23 protein-coding genes are annotated in these 19,648 nt (G+C 40.6%); 20 read left to right on the top strand and 3 right to left on the bottom strand.

The window, feature by feature from the left end:
- Positions 1-105: 105 nt before the first annotated feature.
- From CVS81_RS00540 to CVS81_RS00635, 20 genes are all read left to right on the top strand, one after another.
- Positions 106-699, top strand: coding sequence for a LemA family protein (locus CVS81_RS00540; protein WP_107964736.1), 594 nt, complete (start codon positions 106-108; stop codon positions 697-699).
- Positions 699-1,553 (top strand): TPM domain-containing protein, encoded by an 855-nt coding sequence (locus CVS81_RS00545; RefSeq protein WP_107964737.1) that lies wholly within the window; start codon positions 699-701, stop codon positions 1,551-1,553. Before CVS81_RS00540 ends, CVS81_RS00545 begins: the two co-directional genes overlap by 1 nt.
- 1,179 nt (positions 1,554-2,732) lie before the next feature.
- Positions 2,733-3,416, top strand: coding sequence for an ABC transporter substrate-binding protein (locus CVS81_RS00550; RefSeq protein ID WP_107964738.1), 684 nt, complete (start codon positions 2,733-2,735; stop codon positions 3,414-3,416).
- Positions 3,397-3,918: a 4'-phosphopantetheinyl transferase family protein gene (locus CVS81_RS00555; RefSeq protein ID WP_107964739.1), complete on the top strand. Its 522-nt coding sequence runs from the start codon at positions 3,397-3,399 to the stop codon at positions 3,916-3,918. Before CVS81_RS00550 ends, CVS81_RS00555 begins: the two co-directional genes overlap by 20 nt.
- A gap of 25 nt (positions 3,919-3,943) precedes the next feature.
- Positions 3,944-4,321 (top strand): hypothetical protein, encoded by a 378-nt coding sequence (locus CVS81_RS00560; protein WP_234399490.1) that lies wholly within the window; start codon positions 3,944-3,946, stop codon positions 4,319-4,321.
- Positions 4,308-5,474: a beta-ketoacyl synthase N-terminal-like domain-containing protein gene (locus CVS81_RS00565; RefSeq protein ID WP_107964740.1), complete on the top strand. Its 1,167-nt coding sequence runs from the start codon at positions 4,308-4,310 to the stop codon at positions 5,472-5,474. Before CVS81_RS00560 ends, CVS81_RS00565 begins: the two co-directional genes overlap by 14 nt.
- The gene (locus CVS81_RS00570; RefSeq protein ID WP_234399491.1) at positions 5,474-5,914 is read left to right on the top strand and encodes a thioester dehydrase; all 441 of its coding nucleotides are present in this window, start codon (positions 5,474-5,476) and stop codon (positions 5,912-5,914) included. Before CVS81_RS00565 ends, CVS81_RS00570 begins: the two co-directional genes overlap by 1 nt.
- Positions 5,907-6,626, top strand: a complete 720-nt coding sequence (gene fabG, locus CVS81_RS00575) for a 3-oxoacyl-ACP reductase FabG (protein WP_087581352.1) — start codon at positions 5,907-5,909, stop codon at positions 6,624-6,626. Before CVS81_RS00570 ends, fabG begins: the two co-directional genes overlap by 8 nt.
- The gene (locus CVS81_RS00580) at positions 6,626-7,879 is read left to right on the top strand and encodes a beta-ketoacyl-ACP synthase (protein WP_107964883.1); all 1,254 of its coding nucleotides are present in this window, start codon (positions 6,626-6,628) and stop codon (positions 7,877-7,879) included. Before fabG ends, CVS81_RS00580 begins: the two co-directional genes overlap by 1 nt.
- A 12-nt stretch (positions 7,880-7,891) precedes the next feature.
- On the top strand, positions 7,892-8,308 hold the full coding sequence (locus CVS81_RS00585) for a hypothetical protein (protein ID WP_012140384.1): 417 nt from the start codon (positions 7,892-7,894) through the stop codon (positions 8,306-8,308).
- Positions 8,308-8,976, top strand: coding sequence for a beta-ketoacyl synthase chain length factor (locus tag CVS81_RS00590; protein WP_107964742.1), 669 nt, complete (start codon positions 8,308-8,310; stop codon positions 8,974-8,976). Before CVS81_RS00585 ends, CVS81_RS00590 begins: the two co-directional genes overlap by 1 nt.
- Complete coding sequence (locus CVS81_RS00595; protein ID WP_234399492.1) at positions 8,912-9,712, top strand: lysophospholipid acyltransferase family protein; 801 nt, start codon at positions 8,912-8,914, stop codon at positions 9,710-9,712. The genes CVS81_RS00590 and CVS81_RS00595 overlap by 65 nt, the downstream gene beginning before the upstream one ends.
- Entirely contained in the window at positions 9,696-9,953 is a 258-nt protein-coding gene (locus tag CVS81_RS00600) for a phosphopantetheine-binding protein (RefSeq protein WP_012140381.1), read from the top strand. Before CVS81_RS00595 ends, CVS81_RS00600 begins: the two co-directional genes overlap by 17 nt.
- 2 nt (positions 9,954-9,955) lie before the next feature.
- A complete protein-coding gene (locus tag CVS81_RS00605; RefSeq protein WP_012140380.1) occupies positions 9,956-10,201 on the top strand; it encodes an acyl carrier protein in 246 nt (81 codons plus the stop codon).
- Positions 10,191-10,736, top strand: a complete 546-nt coding sequence (locus CVS81_RS00610; protein WP_107964744.1) for a hypothetical protein — start codon at positions 10,191-10,193, stop codon at positions 10,734-10,736. Before CVS81_RS00605 ends, CVS81_RS00610 begins: the two co-directional genes overlap by 11 nt.
- Complete coding sequence (locus CVS81_RS00615; protein WP_107964745.1) at positions 10,726-12,282, top strand: AMP-binding protein; 1,557 nt, start codon at positions 10,726-10,728, stop codon at positions 12,280-12,282. The genes CVS81_RS00610 and CVS81_RS00615 overlap by 11 nt, the downstream gene beginning before the upstream one ends.
- Entirely contained in the window at positions 12,279-13,889 is a 1,611-nt protein-coding gene (locus CVS81_RS00620) for a glycosyltransferase family 2 protein (protein WP_107964746.1), read from the top strand. Before CVS81_RS00615 ends, CVS81_RS00620 begins: the two co-directional genes overlap by 4 nt.
- A gap of 2 nt (positions 13,890-13,891) precedes the next feature.
- The gene (locus CVS81_RS00625; RefSeq protein WP_234399493.1) at positions 13,892-14,314 is read left to right on the top strand and encodes an acyl-CoA thioesterase; all 423 of its coding nucleotides are present in this window, start codon (positions 13,892-13,894) and stop codon (positions 14,312-14,314) included.
- Positions 14,311-14,829 (top strand): LolA family protein, encoded by a 519-nt coding sequence (locus tag CVS81_RS00630; RefSeq protein ID WP_107964748.1) that lies wholly within the window; start codon positions 14,311-14,313, stop codon positions 14,827-14,829. The genes CVS81_RS00625 and CVS81_RS00630 overlap by 4 nt, the downstream gene beginning before the upstream one ends.
- Positions 14,826-17,054, top strand: a complete 2,229-nt coding sequence (locus tag CVS81_RS00635; RefSeq protein ID WP_107964749.1) for a hypothetical protein — start codon at positions 14,826-14,828, stop codon at positions 17,052-17,054. The genes CVS81_RS00630 and CVS81_RS00635 overlap by 4 nt, the downstream gene beginning before the upstream one ends.
- A gap of 283 nt (positions 17,055-17,337) precedes the next feature.
- Here CVS81_RS00635 and CVS81_RS09940 read toward each other — a convergent pair whose 3' ends face one another.
- The 3 genes from CVS81_RS09940 to CVS81_RS00645 form a co-directional block, all read right to left on the bottom strand.
- Positions 17,338-17,535, bottom strand: coding sequence for a hypothetical protein (locus CVS81_RS09940; protein ID WP_234399494.1), 198 nt, complete (start codon positions 17,533-17,535; stop codon positions 17,338-17,340).
- Complete coding sequence (locus CVS81_RS00640; protein WP_234399495.1) at positions 17,529-18,347, bottom strand: hypothetical protein; 819 nt, start codon at positions 18,345-18,347, stop codon at positions 17,529-17,531. The genes CVS81_RS09940 and CVS81_RS00640 overlap by 7 nt, the downstream gene beginning before the upstream one ends.
- Before the next feature lie 121 nt (positions 18,348-18,468).
- Positions 18,469-19,566, bottom strand: coding sequence for a CinA family protein (locus CVS81_RS00645; protein WP_107964750.1), 1,098 nt, complete (start codon positions 19,564-19,566; stop codon positions 18,469-18,471).
- Positions 19,567-19,648: the final 82 nt, after the last annotated feature.

The raw sequence follows: 19,648 nt of genomic DNA on the forward strand, positions 1-19,648 counted from the left end.
AAAAAGTGAGTGCGCTTTAAGCACTCACTTCACTTAGCTAACTTCAAATTTACATCATTTTTTAAGCCTTATTTTACTAATATCACCCCTTTTAAAGGAGAAAATATGAAAAATTTAATAGCCATAGTTGTGGTCATCGCAGCACTAGTTTTTGGTGCTTTCAAATATGCAAATTCATTTGTCGTGCTTGATGAAAATACCAACGAGAAGTGGTCTCAGGTGCTAAATCAATACAAAAGAAGAGCCGATCTCGTGCCAAATTTAGTTGAAACTGTAAAAGGCTACGCAGCCTACGAGCAAAAGGTCTTTGAAGACGTGGCAAACGCAAGAAGCAAGAGTATGCAAGTAAGCATCGATGCAAGCAGTCTTAGCGACGAAGCAAAGGTTAAAGAATTTATGGCAGCTCAAGGTCAGCTAGGCTCCGCACTTGGCAGACTAATGGCAGTTAGCGAGAGCTACCCAGAGCTAAAAGCAAATCAAAATTTCCTCTCACTCCAAAGCCAGCTTGAAGGCACAGAAAACCGCATAAGCGTAGCAAGACGCGACTACATCGAGGCAGTAAAAGAGTACAACGTAGCTCTTAGAAGCTTTCCTGGTAAATTTATAGCCAGCATCTTTCATCCAGAGATGAAGCCAAAGCAAGGCATCGAAGTTAGCAGCGAAGATATGAAAAACCCAAAAGTTTCGTTTGAGAAGTGATGAAAAAAGCTCTTGCTCTTTTGCTCTTTGCATTTTGCTTTTGTTTTGCTCTAAATTTCAATGAGCAGATCAACGATGAGGCTCATATCTTTTCACAAAACGAAAGAGATGAGCTTTTAAATTTAGTACAAAATTTTGAGCAAAACAGCACCACACAAATCGCCATAGTGACTTTAAATTCACTAGAAAACAAAAGCATCGAAGAGCTATCTCTTGAGATCGCTAGAGGCTACAAACTAGGTCAAAAAAAAGATAGTAACGGCGTGCTTTTGGTGGTCGCTCCAAATGAGAAAAAGGTCCGCATCGAGGTTGGATATGGTCTTGAAGGGGTGCTAACTGACGCCATCTCAAGCGAGATCATAAATAGCGTGATGATACCTGAGTTTAAAAATGGCAAGATGAGCGAAGGCGTGAAAGATGGCGTTTTAGCGATCATAAAAGTGGCTAGCGGCGAGGAATTTAGTAGCAAAACTACCCTTAGCGACTTGCCTTTTGGCGTGTTTGCCTTTTTTGCTGGCATGCTCTCTTGTTTTGCTTCTGTGATCTTTGGCAAATTTTTTATGCGAACTGGCTTTAGCACGTGTTTTGCTGGACTTGTATCAACCGCACTTGAGCAAGGATTTGGCGTGCAAAACTACCTTATCATCTTTGGCGCTTTTGCCTTTATATTTGTGGTATTTTTCTTTATTTTAAAAGACGTTTTTAAGAGAAATAGCCAAGGTGGCTCTTTGCCAATGGGCTTTAGACGTGATAATTCTGGCTCAAATGGTGGCGGTCGCTCAAGTGGCAGAGGAGGTAGCTTTAGTGGCGGTGGCGGCGGCTTTGGCGGAGGCGGAGCTAGCGGCAGCTGGTAAAATTTGCCTGCCTTAGAAGTAAATTTATTATTTTGCAAATTTTAAAATTTGCTAGAGTTTTAGACTGCATGCGGCGCAAAGCGCTTTCGCATGCCACCTCTAACGTTGTCGGAGTTAGGGGATTGTTAAGGGGGAAGGGGGCTCTTTTACTTCGCAGGGCTCGCAACTGCAATCAGACCGTAATTCAAGCCTCTTCCCCCTTAACAAAGAAACAAACATTAAATTTATAAAAATCTATTTTGCAAATTTTAAAATTTCATTCACTCGCAAGAGTTGGCTACTGATTTTAGGTCTCGCAAAGCTTGCCACTAAAATCAGAGCCGAAATTACTCGTTCATGAAATTTTAAAATTTGCTTGACACCTATCTAATTTAACTAAGTTATTCTGAAAATTTTAAAATCTTACTCGCTCGCCTTAGCAACTTACTAAATTTAGGGCTCATAACTATTCGCCACTAAATTTAGAGCCGTGATATGCCAGCTCTAATTTTAAAATTTGCCTGACACTTGCCAGATGATAAACCGCATGCGGTGCGAAGCACCATTGCATGCACCTTGAACGTGCGAGGGGATTGTGGGATTTAAAGGGAGATAAGGGGACGGCTTCGTAATTCAAGTCCCCTTGTCTCCCTTTTGAATAAAAGAGTTTTTAAATTTAAGGTTTGCATTTTTAAAAATAGAAATTTACTATCGCGCAAATTTTAAACTTTCACTCACTCGCAAAAATTGACTACTAAAATTACTAACTCATTAAATTTTAAAATTTGTCTGACACTTATCTGACTTCACAAGGCAAATTTGCAAATTTTAAAATCTTACTCACTCGCCTTAGCAGACTACTAAATTTAGGTTGCACTTCGTTTAGCACTAAATTTAGAGCCGTGATATGCTCGCTCATAAATTTTAAAATTTACTAGAATTTCAATAAAACGCATGCAGTGCGCTAGCACTGAGGCATGCACCTTGAACGTGCGAGGGGTTTAGGGGATTTAAAAAGGGGGATAAGGGGACGGCTTTGCTTCACAAGCTCGCAACTGCAAGCAGACCGTAACTCGAGTCCCCTTGTCTCCCTTTTGGATAAAAATTTACAAACTGAGAAGTTGTTTCAAAGATTTTAGGCCAGATATTTGCATATAAAAGCTAAATTTCTTAAAATATGCCAAAAAATTAGGAGCAAAAATGCTATCAGGTGAGCTACTTAAAAGCCATTTTGCTAAATTTGATCTAGTGGCGATGCTTAGTGAGTTTTTAAAGCAAAGTTGTTTTTATAAAGAAAAATTTCAAGCACTTAGGCGGGTTGGTTTTAAAAGCTTAGATAAGAGCCAAAGAGAGGAGCTTCTTAAAATACCGAGCTTTAAAGCGCATCTTGACGCGAAATTTCAGGGCTTTTTACGTGAGCTGATGCAAAGCAAGATCCTTGTTGTAAGCGGCGTGGAGTATAAATTTAGCGAGCTTGAAATTTACACCTGCTTTGATGCTAACACCTACAAAAGATCGTGCGAGGCGGGCGAAATTTACTTTCACAACTTTGGTTTTGACATCTCTTTTAAGAGCGAGCCAGCGCTTTATGGCGGCATTTTGGTAAGGAGCTTAAAGGCATTAAAAGAGCGAAATTTCATCTTTGGACCAAGAAAATGTGCCTTGCATATCTTAAATAGCAAAATAAGTAATTTAAATTTTGATCTAAAAGAGGCTGATTTTAGAAAGGATGAGGTCGCTTTTACGCCAAGGGTTAGGTCGTTTAAAGATGAGAATGAGCTTCAAAATGACGCTTTAAGGGCGGTTAGTGGCGAGTTTAGTAAGGCCCTTGAAAGTGCAAAAGAGTATAAAAAAAGAGTTGAAAATGCCTATAAAAAGGGGTGAAATTTATCTTTTTATCGGCTTTGAGGCTGAGAAATTTAGCCCCAAAATGCTAGATAAAAAAGAGCGTAGAAAACTAAAAAAATATCCAAATTTAGTAAATTCAAACTCATTTAAACTTTCTCGCTATTTAAAATTTAAAGCAAAAAAACGGGGCAAAATTTGCCTCTCTCACAAAGAAAATATCGCTGTTTTGGCTATCTCAAAAGAAAAAGTTGGCGTAGATGTGGAGGAGCTAAAAGAGCGAAATTTTGACGGTGTGATCAAATTTTGCTTTAGTAAAAAAGAGAGCGAAATTTACGCGAGTGCCAAAGACAAAATGCAAAAATTTTATGAAATTTACACCGCAAAAGAGGCTGTGATAAAAGCCAAAAATTTAGCCTTTAGTGATCTTGCTAGCGTTAAATTTGACGAGATGGAGAGAAGATACTTGATTATTAATAATCTATTTATCATTTGCCTTGCATTTAAGCATTGCAAAGATATAATTGTTAAATTTTTATGATTTTAGAACACTAAAAAGGCAAAAAGTGCTTGTAAAAAAGATAGCTATGATCCTTGCAGTAACGCTTCTAGCTCTTGGCTGTGCGAAGAAATTTGATGCGCCAAAGCTGGCGGATTTTAGCTTAAAGGCATTTAAGGTTAGTTCATCAAAAGGGCCACTAATGCTCTATGTGCAAAATAGTGAGAATGAGTATAAATTTAGCCTTGTAAACGCACTTGGCGCGCCAGAAGCTAGGCGAGTTTTAAAGGACGGCACATTTACAAATTTAGGCTTCTTGCCGCCAAATAGCGCCTACAACGAGCTTTTTATCAAGGTGCTTGAGATGATAAAAGATGAAAAAAATGAGCAAAAATTTATGATAGATGATCAAATTTATGAGGTAAAAAGCGTTGATATACGTTAGCAAGCCAGCCATTATCAGCGCTGCTGGCAGTAGTAGTGATGAAAATTTAAGCTCGCTTTTAAGTGGCAAGAGATTTTTAAGCAAAAGCTCTGAATTTCACCCGCAAAATGAGTTTTTGGTGGGTAAATTTAATGGCGTTTTACCTAGCTTTTCAAATAAAACCAAAGAGCACTTCAAAACTCGCACCAACGCCTTGCTTTTAAGCACGATGCTAGAGATCGATTCTGAGATAAAAAGAGCGATCAAAAAATATGGCAAAAGCCGTGTGGGAGTAGTTCTTGGCACTACAACAAGCGGTGTTGAGGAGAATTTCGAGCCATTTAAAGGCTATATCGCGACTGGATTTTTTGATAAAAGCAGGTTTAGTATAAATAGAAACTGCCTTGCAAACGTGGCCGAGTTTGTGAGCGACTTTTACGAGCTTAGCGGCCCAAGCTACTGCGTATCGACTGCGTGCACCTCGGGCATCAAGGCGGTCATAGAAGCAAAAAGGCTAATCGAAAGCGAGCTTTGTGACGCGGTCATTTGTGGCGGAGTGGACAGCTTAAATACGCTTACGATAAATGGCTTTAACTCGCTTAGTATCCTAAGCAGCGCCCCAAGTCAGGCCTTTTCTAAAAATAGAGAGGGGATAAATATCGGCGAGGGAGCTGGGCTGTTTTTGCTAAGCTGTGATGAAATCTCAAACGTCGCGGTCGCCAGCTCAGCCTCAAACTGCGATGCTTTTCACATGACGCAGCCTGATTTTAGCGCTAAAATGGCGGTAAATTGCATAGAGGGCGCGCTAAAAAGAGCTAGCATGAGCGGTGTGGACTATGTAAATTTGCATGGCACCGGCACGCAGGCAAATGACAAAATGGAGGCAAAAGCTGTAAATTTAACGCTTGGCGCCACCTTTGCAAGCACGCTAAAGCCTCAGATCGGTCATACGCTTGGGGCTGCTGGAGCTATTGAGAGCGCCATTTGCGCCATGCTTTGCATGGAGGAAAATAGCACCTTGCCGCCACACGTCTATGACGGCGAGTATGATGAGAGCTTGGAGGCTATAAATTTAGTAAAAAGCGGCACGAAATTTGACGTAAAAACAGCGATGTCGCTATCTTTTGCCTTTGGCGGAGATAATGCCGCGATAATATTTAAAAGAGTGAGATGATGATAAGTGATTATTTGCCACACAGCAGCGCCATAACCCTGATCGATGAAATTTTGGAATTTATCCCTTGCGCGAGCATAAAAGTAAGAAGCGTGATAAATGAGCAAAATCCCTTTTTAGAAGATGGTAAATTTATGACGCAAAAGGCGATAGAGATGATGGCTCAAAGTCTTGGGATCTACGACTCAAAGATGCGTGAGCTAAGGGGTGAGAAGGCGATATTTGGCTTTTTGCTTGGTAGCAGAAAATTTGAAATTTTTAGGCCATATTTTAAAGTGGGCGATGAGATAGTGATCATCTCAAAGTGCTCGATCCAAGATGAGAGTGGATTTGGCGTGTATGACAGCGAGCTTTTTGTAAATGGCGAGCTTGGCGCAAGGGCGGTTTTAAACGTGATGAGCCCTGATGAAGAATTTGTAAAAAAGGCACTTAGTGAGTAAGAGAGTATTGATAACTGGATCAAGTAGAGGCATAGGAGCTAGCATCGCTAGGCGCCTTGCTAATGAATACGAAGTGGTGCTTCACGCAAGAAGTAAGAGCGATGAGCTTTTAAAGATGGCTAGCGAGCTTGGGGCTAAATTTATGACATTTGACGTGGCTGACACTGCTGCGGCAAAAGAGGCTATAGAGGCTGATATGGAGGCAAATGGCGTCTATTACGGCGTTATTTTAAATGCTGGCATAACAAGGGATAATACCTTTGTGGGGCTAAGCGATGAAGAGTGGTTTGACGTGATAGATGTAAATTTAAATGGCTTTTACAACGTCCTAAGGCCAGCGCTAATGCCTATGATAAGGGCTAGAAAGCCAGCTAGGATAGTGACGCTAAGCTCTGTTTCAGGGGTTATTGGTAACAGGGGTCAGGTGAATTACTCAGCTAGTAAAGCTGGCATCATAGGTGCTAGCAAAGCCCTTGCAGTCGAGCTTGCCAGCAGGGGCATAACAGTAAATTGCGTGGCACCCGGACTTATAAAGACAGATATGAGCGAAGAAATTTTAAATAGCGACTTTTTAGATGAGGTGCTAAAGGCCATACCTGCAAAAAGAGCTGGCGAGGCAGATGAGGTGGCAGGACTTGTTAAATTTCTACTAAGTGGCGAAGCTAGCTACATCACAAGGCAGGTTATCGGTGTAAATGGAGGACTTTGCTAATGCGTGCATTTGTCACAGGTATCGGCGCAGTCAGTGCTTTTGGCAACAGCTGGGAGGAGATGAGGGCTAAATTTCTTGCAGGCAAAAATGCCGTGAGATATATGAGCGAGTGGGAGGGCTACAAGGAGCTAAACACGCGCCTAGCAGCACCTATCATAGACTACAAACACCCGCAGGAGTGGGACAGAAAACAGCTAAGAAGCCTTGGCAAGGTCTCAACTTATAGCGTACACGCGGCCGGACTTGCTTTAAAAGATGCTGGTTTGCTAAATGGCGAAGGCTTGCAGGCTGCAAATTTAGACCCAAGTGTGCAAGATGGTAGAATGGGTGTAGCGAGTGGCTCAAGCACTGGTAGCACCGACTCTATCCTTGATATGGCAAAGCTAGTTTTGGACATGGATAGCGGTTTTAACGCAAATACCTATATAAAAATGATGCCTCACACCACAGCGGCAAATATCGCGCTATTTTACTCGCTAAAAGGGCGCATCATCCCTACATCTTCGGCATGTACGAGCGGCTCACACGCCATTGGATACGCTTATGAGAGCATAAAAAATGGCAGCATAGATATGATGCTAGCTGGCGGGGCTGAGGAGCTTTGCGTGAGCGAGGCATACGTCTTTGACAAGCTCTATGCGACTAGTGTCAAAAACCACGCGCCAAATTTGACACCAACGCCGTTTGAAAAAGATAGAGATGGTTTGGTGCTTGGCGAGGGAGCTGGATTTTTAGTGCTTGAAAGCGAAGAGAGCGCCTTAAAAAGAGGAGCTAAAATTTACGCTGAGGTCGTTGGCTTTGGCTCTACGTGTGACGGCACGCACATTACAAGACCACAAAGCGCTACGATGAAAGCGGCGATGAGCCTAGCACTCCGCGCGGCAAAACTAGAGCCAAAAAGCATAGGCTACGTAAATGCCCATGCGACTGCGACAAAACATGGCGATATAGCTGAAAGTATCGCTACAAATGAGCTTTTTGGAGAGGACATCGCCATTAGCTCGCTTAAAAGCTATCTAGGTCACACGCTTGGCGCTTGTGGCGGGCTAGAGGCGATCGCTAGCATAATGATGATGAGAGAAGAGCTATTTTTCCCAACTATAAATTTAAACGTAACTGACTCTGAGTGTGCAAAGCTAAACTACTTAAAGGAGCCAACGCCGATAAAGACGGACTTTGTGATGAGTAATAACTTTGCATTTGGCGGTGTAAATACATCTTTGATATTTAAAAGAGTAGATAACAAATTTTAAAAAGGATAGAAAATGAAAAGATTAGTTTCATTAGTTGCCGTTTTGGCATTTGCCTCAAGCCTTAGCGCTAGAGATGACGTGAAGTACCACTCACTTGACTTCTTAAATGGCCCAAAGGCTAAAGAATTTTTGCTACCAAACGTTAGCATCAGCTTTGGCACAGGATACACTGGCAAGGTGATCGTAAGAGATCTAACGTCAAACAAAAAGACAAATGGCTTTAACAAAAGCGACGAAGAGGCTTGTCAGATCGCACTTCTCTCTGCTCTAAAGTCATTTCAAGAAAGAGCGGTAAAAGAGGGCGGCACGAAGGTTGTAAATTTGACTGGATATTATAAAAAACAGCCATTTAACTCTAAAACTCAGTTTCAGTGCGGCAGCGGTTCTTTGATGTCTGGCGTCACACTAAGAGGCGACATCGCGAAATAATGAAATTTCAAGTTGATTTTTATGACGCTATAGCTTATGGCGAGATCAGCGAGGATCTAGCTAGATACAAAAAAGAATTTGATCTAGCAAAGATCCCACCAATGCAAAAAAGGAGGCTAAGTAGTGCTGCAAAGTGCGCTTTTAGCCTGCTTAGTAGTTTTGAGAGCATCGACATGCCAGTTATTTTTAGCTCTTATGAGGGCGAGATAAATCGCTGTTTTGAGCTAGAAACTGCGCTTGCAAAGGCTGAGCCAGTATCGCCAACGTCGTTTTCACTCTCTGTGCATAACGCTATCTCGTCGCTTCTTAGCATCGAAGCTAAAAATCACAATGAAATTCTAGCCATCTCATCATTTAGCCCAGTCGAAGATGCGCTGCAAGCTGCGTTTTTAAGGCTAAATGACGGATATGAAAAGGTGCTCATACTTGCCTATCATGAGTCGATATCGCAGAGCTATTTTGATGAGAAAAAGCCATCATTTATGCTAGCGCTTGTCGTCTCAAAGGCAAAAGATAAGAGAGTTTTAACTCTAAAAAGAGTGGAAAAAGAAGAAGAAATTTCAGAAAATTTACTGCAAAGCTTCATCGTAAATTTTGACCCAAATGTGGCAAAAACGTGGCAAAGTAGCAGTCATTTCGCGTCTTGGAATTTTAGCTATGAGCCTTAAAATTTTAAGAGCTGGATTTTTATTTTTCTTTTTTGCGCTAATTTGCATAAGTGGCGATATGTTGCTAGTGCCAGTCGTGCTTTTGGGGCTAAATAAATTTAAATTTATGCAAAATTTATGCCGCGATCTTGTTAGAGTTTCTTGGGGATTTTTTATAAAAGTTACTAAAATTTGTGGGTATCTGGACTATAAATTTGAGCTTAGCAAGCTAAATGGCGGCTCAAATTTAGTCATCGCAAACCACCCTTCGCTGCTTGATGTGGTCTTTTTAGTCTCAAAATTTAAAAGGATAAACTGCATCGTAAAGGGCGAGCTTGGCAAAAATGTATTTTTATTTGCGGCTATTAGGGCGTGCAACTACATACCAAACACAAATAACGAGGAATTTTTACAAAAAAGCGTAGATGTTTTAAAAAGCGGCGAAAATTTGCTCATTTTCCCAGAGGGTACGCGCACGAAAGATGAGATCATCTTTCATAAAGCGGCTGCATATATGGGCATAAAAGGCGCGTCTAACGTGGTTTGCGTTGGTATAAATATGGCTCCAAGAAGCCTTAGAAAAAATGAGCCATGGTACAAAACGCCAGATGAAAAGATAAAGTACGTCTTCAAAGAGCTAAAGAAATTTGAAGTTAGCAAGTTTTTAAAAGATAGGCCAAGCCCCGTAAGGGCGAGGGCGCTACACGAAGAGATAAGTAAAATTTATAAGGAGGAATTTAGTGAAAGAACTAGTTAATGAGATAAAAGAGCTGATCATCACAAGCTTAAATTTAGAGGATATGAAGCCAAGCGATATCGACGAGAACGCACCGCTTTTTAGCGAAGGGCTCGGGCTTGACAGCGTCGATGCACTAGAGCTTGGGCTTGCTGTGCAGAAAAAATATGGCCTCGTGCTTGACTCAAAGACAGCAAATTTAAAAGAGATATTCTTTAGCGTATCTTCTCTTGCAAAATACATTTATGAAAACAGGAAATAACAATGAGCGAAGTAGAAATTTTTGAAATTTTAAAGAAGGCTTTGATCGAGCTTTTTGAGATAGACGAGAGCAAGATAAAGCCTGAAACTAGGATATATGAGGACTTGCAGATAGATAGTATAGATGCTATTGATATGATTGATTACATCAAGCGCCAAACTGGCTATAGACTGATGCCAGAGGACTTTAAAAACGTAAAAACGCTTGATGATATCGTAAAAGCCGTAGCAAAGAAATTTGAAGCATAAGATAGTAAAAGTAGCGCTAGTTTTAGCAAGTATCGCCTATCCTTTGGTGCTATTTTTTTGGCAAAAGGGTGCAACATTTATCTTTTGCGCTCTTTGCGCTCTTTGGCTGGCTAGGGCTTATTTTGAAAGTGCTAAAACAAGGCAGGTTTGCTTAGCGGCTGGGCTATTTTTTGCCATTTGCGCTATTTTTAGAAGTGTAAATTTAGCGCTTTTATACCCAAGTATCGTAAGTCTTGGCTTTTTGGCGGTATTTTTTTACAGCTTAAAGGGCGAGGCAGTCATAACAAGGCTTGCTAGGCTAAAAGAGAAAAATATAGACGAAAAAGTCGTTAGCTACACAAGAGGGCTAACTAAAATTTGGTGCTGGTTTTTCGTTTTTAACGCAGTTTTTGCCTTTGTTTTGGCGCAGTTTGAGGATAAAATTTACTGGAGCATTTATTGCTCATTTGTATCTTATATCTTGATGGGAGTTTTGTTTTTTGGCGAAATTTTATATCGTAAAATTTTTATTTTAAAGAGGGAAAATGGATTTTGAAAAGAGCCTAAAGGCGTTTAAATTTGTGGACATTAGCAAGGATCTTTACGAGTACGCGGCTACCTTTGGGGCAAATTTAAAAGAGAAAAATTTAAGCGAGGTAGAAATTTATCTAAGCGAGAGCTTTGACTTTTGCGCAGCCTTTTTTGGAGCACTTGCTATCGGCGTAAAACCTATCTTGCTTGCAAAGCCGATATATAGCGGGGATAAATTTGTCATTAACGATGAAAATTTTGGTGATTTTTTAGACTTTAGCAAGAGCATGGAGCTAAAATTTGATCAAAATTCTACATTTTTTCTCCAGACCTCAGGCTCAAGTGGAGCTAGTAAAAATATCCAAAAAAGCCTTGGCGCGATGATAGATGAGGGGCTATTTTTAAAAGATGAGCTGGGATTTAATGAGGAGGATAAATTTTTTGCTAGTGTCTCGCACCAGCACATGTTTGGCCTTACATTTAAGATATTTTTGCCGCTCATCTCTGGCGCAAAGGCCGTTAGCAAGGAGCTAAACTACCCAGAAGCGATCTTTGAGCTAGACCTTACAAATTTAACCTTCGTAACAAGCCCAGTCTTGCTTCAAACGCTAGTTTCTAGCCCAAGAGCAGCTGAAATTTCAGGGCTAAAAAACATCATCTGCGCGGGATCTGCACTAAAGAGCGAGCTAAGAGCAAAGATAGAAAGCTTAAGTAGCGCTAGGATAATTGAAATTTATGGTAGCACCGAAACTGGCATAGTTGCTAGAAATTTAGGCGATGAGCTCTTGCTTTTTAGCAAGGTAAAAGCGGGGCTTAGCGAGGACGAGGCGTTAAATGTGAGCTCGCCTTGGTGCGAGTTTTTCCAAACTAGCGACTGGGCGCAGATAGATGGCAGCAGGCTCACGCTAAAAGGCAGGATCGATAGGATCGTCAAGCTAAATGACAAAAGGGTCAATCTAATAAGTATCGAAAATAAGATGTTCGAAAGTGGGCTTATAAAAGACTGCTACTGCGACACTCATCCTAAATTTAAGCGTCTAGCTGCGCTTTTGGAGCTTAGCGAAGAAGGTGTGAGACTCTTTAGAGATAGCGGTAAAAAGGGCATTGTAGCAAGGCTAAATGAGCTTTTGCGGCCTGAGTTTAAAAATAGTGTTAGATACTTTAAGATCGTTAGCTCGCTTTGCAAAAACGCTCAAAGCAAGTTTTTAAAGGCAAATTTTAAGCTTCTTCTAGAAAAAAATGAGGAGCTTTCTTGGGATAAAAGCATCAAAGAGGGCGTTTATAAATTTAAGACAAAGCTAAGTCCTGCGCTTGGCATTTTTATGGAGCATTTTCCAAATTTACCGCTTTTACCTGGCTTTGTGCAGCTTGATTTTGTGTTTAAATTTGCAAGAGAGCTTGGCACAGAAATAGGCGATCAATGCGTGGTGGAGAATTTGAAATTTTTAAAATTTGTAAGGCCAAATGACGAGCTTTGTATAGAAATTTCGCAAAGAGATGAGAAAGTCTATTTTGAGATATTTTGTAACGGCGCTAGAAGTGCTGTTGGCAGGATAAAGCTGGGCTTATGAAGACGCTCTTTCTCATACCATTTTACAACCATCCAGAGAAGATAAAAGCCCTTTGCGAGGCGCTTGCAAGATACGATCTACACATTTTGATAGTTGATGATGGCTCAGATGAAGCTTCAAAAAAAGCTTTGCTAAATTTGAGCGAATTTGGCGTAGAAATTTTAACTAGAGCGCAAAACGGCGGCAAGGGAGCTGCACTAAAAGATGGCTTTAGGCACGCTTTGCAAAATGGCTACACGCATGCATTTCAGATCGACGCTGACTTTCAGCACGACATAAGCTTGGTAGCTGAGTTTTTGGAGCTTAGCAGAAAGTACCCACATGATATGATCTTAGCTGACCCAGTATATGGCGATGACGCACCAAAGTCGAGGTTTTATGGTAGAAAGATCACAAATTTTTGGGTTAAGGTAAATACTCTAAACACCAACATCAAAGACGCGATGTGTGGCTTTAGAATTTATCCGCTAAAAGAGCTTGAGAGTGCGATTAAAAGAAGCAGCTCAAATAGGATGGAATTTGACATGGAGATCTTGGTAAATGCCATAAGATCTGGCATAGAGATCAAGTGGATAGCGCTAAAAGTAAGATACGAGGCTGGCGGTGTTTCGCACTTTAAAATGCTAAAAGATAACGCGCTAATAAGCCTCATGCATGCAAGATATTTTTTTACTTTAGTGCCATTTTTGCTTGGCAAAGCCTTTAATGGGCAAAAATACGCATGGTGGCAAAAGGGCGAGAGATCGAACGAATTTTTCCTAAGAGTTAGCCTATTTTTAACTAGAAATTTGCCTATATTTCTCATAAAACCTATCGTTGTCATCGTCGTTTGCTTTTACTATCTCTTTTCAAAAGTTGAGAGAGAAAATATAAGAGAATTTCTTTTAAATGTAGAGAAATTTAGCGGTAAAAAGCCGACCACTGGCGTTTTTGGTAACTTTTACGACTTTGGCATAGCAATATGTGATAAATTTCGTATCTGGCAAAATGGCGTGCTTGAAAGTGAGCTAGAGCTTAGTAAATTTAACGGCATCAAAGATGAATTTGAAGCCTCAAAACGTGGTAGGATCGTGCTTACAAGCCATCTTGGAAATGTAGAAATTTGCAAGGCACTCTCGCTTAGGTCGCCAAATTTTCGCATGATCATCTTGGTTTATAGCAAGGGTAGCGAGAATTTTTATAAAATTTTAGAGCAGATAAGTAAGGGGCAGATCAAACTAATAAGCGTTGAAAAGCTTGATGCGGCTGCTATGCTTGAGCTAAAAGAGGCGGTTGAAGATGGAGTAAATATCGGTATAATGGGCGATAGGACACCGCTTAATGGGGATAAATTTATAAGGCTTAGCTTTCTTGGTAAGGAGGCTAAATTTAACTACGGCCCATATCTCTTAGCTGGGATTTTGGGAGTAAAAATGAGCGCGCTTTGGTGTGTAAAAAATGGCGATAAATTTAACATCGAGCTAAGTGATATCACTGATGAGATAAAACTAGGTCGCGACCGCAAGACAAGCGTCCTGCCATACGTGCAAAGCTATGTAAGGCAGCTTGAAGCAAGAGCGTGCAAGAGCCCATCGCAGTGGTTTAACTTTTTTGATTTTTGGAGATAAGAGTGGAAATTTCACACGTTAGCACATTTAAAGTGGCATTTTTTGACGTTGATAGCATGGAGGTGATGTGGCACGGCAACTATGTCAAATACCTAGAAATGGCGCGTTGCGAGCTACTTGACAAGCTAGGATACAACTACATCGCTATGAAAAAAGATGGTTACGCCTTTCCTATCGTAAAGCTTGACGTAAAGTACGTGCGTCCAGCCTTTTTTAACGACGTCATAAAGGTTACAACGACGCTTAGCGAGTGCGAAACTTTTTTGAAATTTCACTACCTTATAGAAAATGAAAAAGGCGAAAAACTAAGCGAGGCAAATACCGCGCAAGCTGTTATCGAGATGAAGAGCTTGCAAACTTGCTTTGAGATGCCAGACGCCCTAAAAAAGGCGCTTAAAGCCTACAATGAAAAGGAGAAAAGATGAGAAAAATAGCTCTTTTTTTAGCCATTTTTATATCTTGCTTTGGCTATGAGCTAGGTGAGCTTAAAAATATAGTAAAAACAGATGGCGTAAGCGGAAATTTCACGCAGACTAAGAGCCTTGCTGGCTTTAACAAAAGCATAAAAAGCTCAGGCGAGTTTAGGCTCGAAAAGGGCGGTCTTTACTGGGATACGCTAGAGCCAGTCGTCTCAAAGGTTTTTATAAATAAAGATGGCATTTTTAAAAACGAAAATGGCAAGCTTGAAAAGACAACGGCAAATTTTGACGAGAAGCTCTTTCTTGCTATCATCAGCCTCGATGAGAGCGAGCTTAGAAAAGAATTTGATATGAAAACAAGCGGCAGCCTAAAAGAGTGGAGCATAGAGCTAAGCCCTAAAAATTTACTCTTTAAACAAATTTTTAAATCCATAAAGATAAGTGGCGACAAGGCGGTAAAAAAGATCGAGCTTGATGAGGTAAGCGGCGATAAAACGCTAAATGAGTTTAGTATAAAATGAAAAAACTAGCCACGATCTTGGCTTTTATCTTTGTTTTTTTAGCCTCGCTTGGATATTCGCTTGCGAGCCTAAAAAACGTCCAAACTGATATATTTTCACTGATAAATTTCAAAGACGCCAAAGAGGCAAAGGTGCTAAAAGAGGTGCAAGATGAGATGGCGTCAAATTTTTTAGTGCTGGTAAATTCCAAAGAGCTAGCCAAAAACGTGCAAAGCTTGGCGCTTAAAAGCTCGCTTTTTAAGAGCTTTGAGGCGACCATTGACGTAAATTTAAATGATATAAAAAGTGACATCAACCGCTCAAAGATCGCGCTTTTAAGTAGGGGTGATTTGGAGCTTTTAAAAAACGATAAAAACGCCTTTTTCAAAAAGCGCGCAGAGGAAATTTTTAATAGCTTTAGCTTTAGGCTTTTAAATGTAAATGATGATTTTTTCTCGCTAAGTAGCGGTTTTAGCGCAAAAAATGGTAATGTGAGCTTAAATTTAACAGATCTCATGCTTGAGGTAAAGGACGGCAAAAAGAGCTTTTTCTTGCTAAAAGGCGAGCTAAAAAAGGGAGCTTCGAGCGAGGGGCTAATAAATTTTTATAACGAGCTAAATGCGCTAAAAGTTGGGCAAAACGAGCTTTTTGTACATTCAAGTGCGCTTTATCAGGCATTTTCAAAGCAAAAAAACGAGAGAGAAAGCCTTTATATGAGCGTGGTTTCGCTTAGTTTGACCGCTATATTTTTGATGCTTGCTTTTAGAAATTTGCGAATTTTTTATGTGATATTTATCGCTGCATTTGGCTTTAGCGTGGCATTTGCAGGCACTTTGCTCTGCCTAAATGAGCTAAACATCCTTACTATTTTAATAAGCACAAGCCTCATTGGCCTTATGTTTGACTACGTCTTGCACTGGCTTAGCAAAAACGAGGGCGAAGCGATCAGGGCTAGTAGCATAAAAAATATGCTAAAAATTTTCTTGCTAGGCCTATTTATCACGCTTAGTGGCTATCTGGCTTTTACTTTTTCTGATCTTAGGCTACTTAAAGAGGTGGCGCTATTTTCAGCGTTTGCGCTAGTTGCTGCGTTTTTAGCTAGCTACTTTTTCATGCCTTTAGTCTTTGAAGGGGTGAAATTTTATAGATCAAAGATTTTTGACGCGTTTTTAACTAAATTTTGTGATCTCTCAGGCGCGGTTGCAAGGCATTTGGGGGTTAAATTTCTAGCTATCTCGCTTATTTTGCTAGCTATTTTTCTTGTTTTTGATCTTAAAAATTTATCAAAAAGTGAAAACGTAAAAGACTACTCAAATATGCCAAAGAGCCTGCTAGCGGACTCTTCTTATATCTTAAGTCTAACTGGCAACAACCAAAACACGATGATAGTGACAAGATCAAGAGGCGACATTTTGGGAGGTGAAAAGAGCCTTTTAGATGAGCTAAAAAAGAGAAATTTGATAAAAGATGAGAGCTCGCTAAGCGATATGTTTTTAAGTAAAAGCGAGCAGGATGAGCTAAAAGAGGCCTTTAAAAAGGCGCTTGACGATGAGCAAATTTACGCGATTTATGAGAAATTTGGCTTTAGCAAAGATGAAGTGCGAAGTGAAATTTTAAAAATTTTGAGCGAAAAGGAGCTTAGCGTGAGTGAAATTTTAGCTCAAAAATCGATGAAGGATTTTAAAAAATTTATGCTTGATGAAAATGCAAGTGTGGCTTACGTGAGCGGCTTTGTAAAAGGGGCAGCAAGCGATGAGCTGCTAGAGCGCCACAACGCTTTTAGTCTAAATTTCGCTAGCTCACTAAATGAGAGCCTAACTCAGGCAAAAGAGCTTGCACTAAAGCTAAAAATAGCAGCTCTTGTGGTCGCGTTTTTGCTGCTTTGGTTTTATTTTAGTGCGCTTATCTCGGCACTTGTGATGGGCATCATCATCTTTGGCGTGCTTCTTACGCTCTTTATTTTTGCCGTTTTTGGCATAAATTTAAGCATCTTTGGCGTCTTTGGGCTCATCCTTGCAAGCGCTGTGGGGATTGACTACATGATATTTGCGCTAAATGAGAGCCTTAGCGAAAAAGAGCGAATTTATGGGATATTTTGCGCATTTATCACGAGTTTTATCTCGTTTTTCACACTCTCTTTTAGCCAGACCGCCGCTCTTAGCGTCTTTGGACTAAGTGTTAGCCTTTGCGTGCTTATATATGGGCTATGTGCTAGCGTTTTGGCTTGTAAAAATATAAAAATTTAGCTTTGTTTTCACGCCCCAAGCGTTTTGGCTAGCTCGGGGCTTTGGTGATATTATTTTATGACGGCTAGTTTGCCTGTGCCAGCGTTTTGATTTACCTCTTTTTGGACGTTTGAAGCTTCTAGGAGCTCAAATTTATATGGAGGCTCAAATGGCGGTTTGGTTAGCTTTTCGCAAACGCTGCCCTTTTTGGAAAGGTCTATGTTGCCGCTTTCAAAAATGGTGCCTTTGTTACATTTGTAGCTTATCTTGACGCCATTTGTAAAGTAGTTGTTTTGAGCGTATATTAGCGAGCCAAAGCGCACGCCAATGGCGTATTTTTGGTCATAAAAGCCATCTTTTGAGTCGTAAAAGTTGTTATAGACGTGCACCTTTGCATTGCGTGCCATAGGTAGGCGTTGCGCGCAGTTGTCAAAATGTTGTGAGCGAGAGTTATAGTCCTAGTTTCGCTGCTGCCGTCAGAGTCTCTTGAGCCAATTAACATCGTTTTGTCATGGTTTTCAAAGATGTTGTGCGAGATCGTGATAGCTGCACTATCTCTCGCACAGTTCCGTCATAAGTTTGCCATTTAGTAAGCTCTCCGCCTGCTAAATGCACATGGCTAAGATCCACAGTATCCTTAAAATGGCAGTGATCTACCCAGATGTTTTTACTTGAATCTATACTAACGCCGTCATATTGCGCGTTAAAGCCGTCATTTTTTTGTACATCTGGAAATGGATCAAAAGCATCTAGGATATTCATGTTGCGGATCGCGATATTTTGGACATTTTTTAGCAAAAGTGAGCCACCTTTTATGCCTGAGTTTTCGCCTAGGCCGATTATCGTGGTATTGCTAGCTACCGGCACTACGATGAGCTTTTTGTATTCGTTGGCTAAATTTTTGCGAAGCGCTGCTAACTTTGGATCTTGCGAACCATCTAAATTTGCATGGCATGAAGCGCCGTAAGCCTGCATAAATTTAGTATAAGTGTCAAACTCGCCACCGCTAATCTCACTTATAAATTTATCCAGCCCATCGCTATTGCCATTTTGCGGGATCTTGCCTTCGCTAAGGTCTATGAGCCCATCCACATAGATGACGTAACCACCCATTTGAGCGTATTTTACAAGCTCTTGTCTATCTTTTACGACGACTTCTTTACTCTCTTTGCCGGTGTATCCGCCAAAATTTTGCTCTGCTCCAATGCTAGCGTAACCAAAGGGCGAGTCGCTTGCTTTTATCTCGCCTGCTTGAGCTAGAGCACCAAATGCAAATAATGCGCCAGCGGCGAGAAACAATATCTTTTTAAACATCTTTAGCCTCCTAAATTTGGCTTTTTAATTTTGATCTTCTATTAGAAAATCACATCCGAACTATATATTAACTTGTTAAATCTAGTATAAGGCTTTTATAAATTTTTAGTAAAAGCAAAATTTACGCGAAAAATATCTCGCTTTTTAGACGAAGCAAACATAGATAGGCACTTAGTACGCTTTGCTCTCTCACGTAGTTGCGCTCCCCTTTTAAAAGTAGCCTCTCAACCTCGATGTTGCCATTTCTGTCGCCAGCCGCGACATATACCGTGCCAACTGGCTTGCTAGCTGTGCCACCACCCGGTCCTGCTATACCGCTAATGGCAAGCGCAAAGTCCGCATTTGTCGTGCTTAGCGTGCCTTTTACCATCGCTTTTACGCAAGGCTCGCTCACAGCTCCGTAAGTATCTAAAATTTCATCCTCAACGCCCAACCACTCGTGTTTTATGTGATTTGCGTAGGTCACTAGCGAGCCATCAAAGCTAGCCGAGACGCCTCCATATCTTGCAAATTTAGCCGCCGCAAGCCCAGCCGTGCAAGACTCGGCAAATGAAATTTTAAGCCCCTTTTGCATGAGTCTATTTGCTACAAATTTGATCACATCTTTTTGCGGGATAAATTTTTGCGAAAATAGCGTTTTTACCCCTTGCAAAAAGCTTTCGATCTGGCCAAATTTATTGCTTTTTGCCCTTACTAGTATCAAATTTGGCAGGATCTGCGCAAGGGTGATATCGACCTCGTAAGTTTTAGCAAGTGGCAGCATAAGGATCTTAGCACTATCTGCGTCGATGTCTATTAGATGAAAGTAGCTAAAATCAGGCTCGTACTCGGTAAGAAACTCGCCTAGCTCTTCATTTGGATTAGCTTTTATGAGATTTATCTGAGCGTTATTTAGGCTAGCTAAAAAGCTATTTTTTGAGTAGTCTAAGCTATCTTTAAGCGCAAGAGTTGTGCTATCTTTTAGCTCAAGTGAGCCCCCAGTTAGCGTCGCTACGATCTTTGCGGCGATGGCAAAATTTTCATCTGAGCCAAAAATGCTTACAAAGTCGTAATCTTTTGATAAATTTTCGATGATAAAAGGTAGCTCTTTGCTGTTTTTTGGAGCAAAACTGACCACTCCAAGCTCGCCAAAATGATCCTCGTAACTTTGAAAAATGTAGTTTAGAAATTCTCTATTTATCTCAAGATCTTCGCCTATTATCAAGATACTTTGTCTCATTTTTAAGCTCCTTTTTTTGCCTCATTATACTATTTTTCAGTGTGATTTAACCAGCATAGGTGTAAAATTAGCAAATTTTAAA

The organism is Campylobacter concisus (assembly GCF_003049065.1).
Classification (GTDB): Bacteria; Campylobacterota; Campylobacteria; order Campylobacterales; family Campylobacteraceae; genus Campylobacter_A; species Campylobacter_A concisus_BE.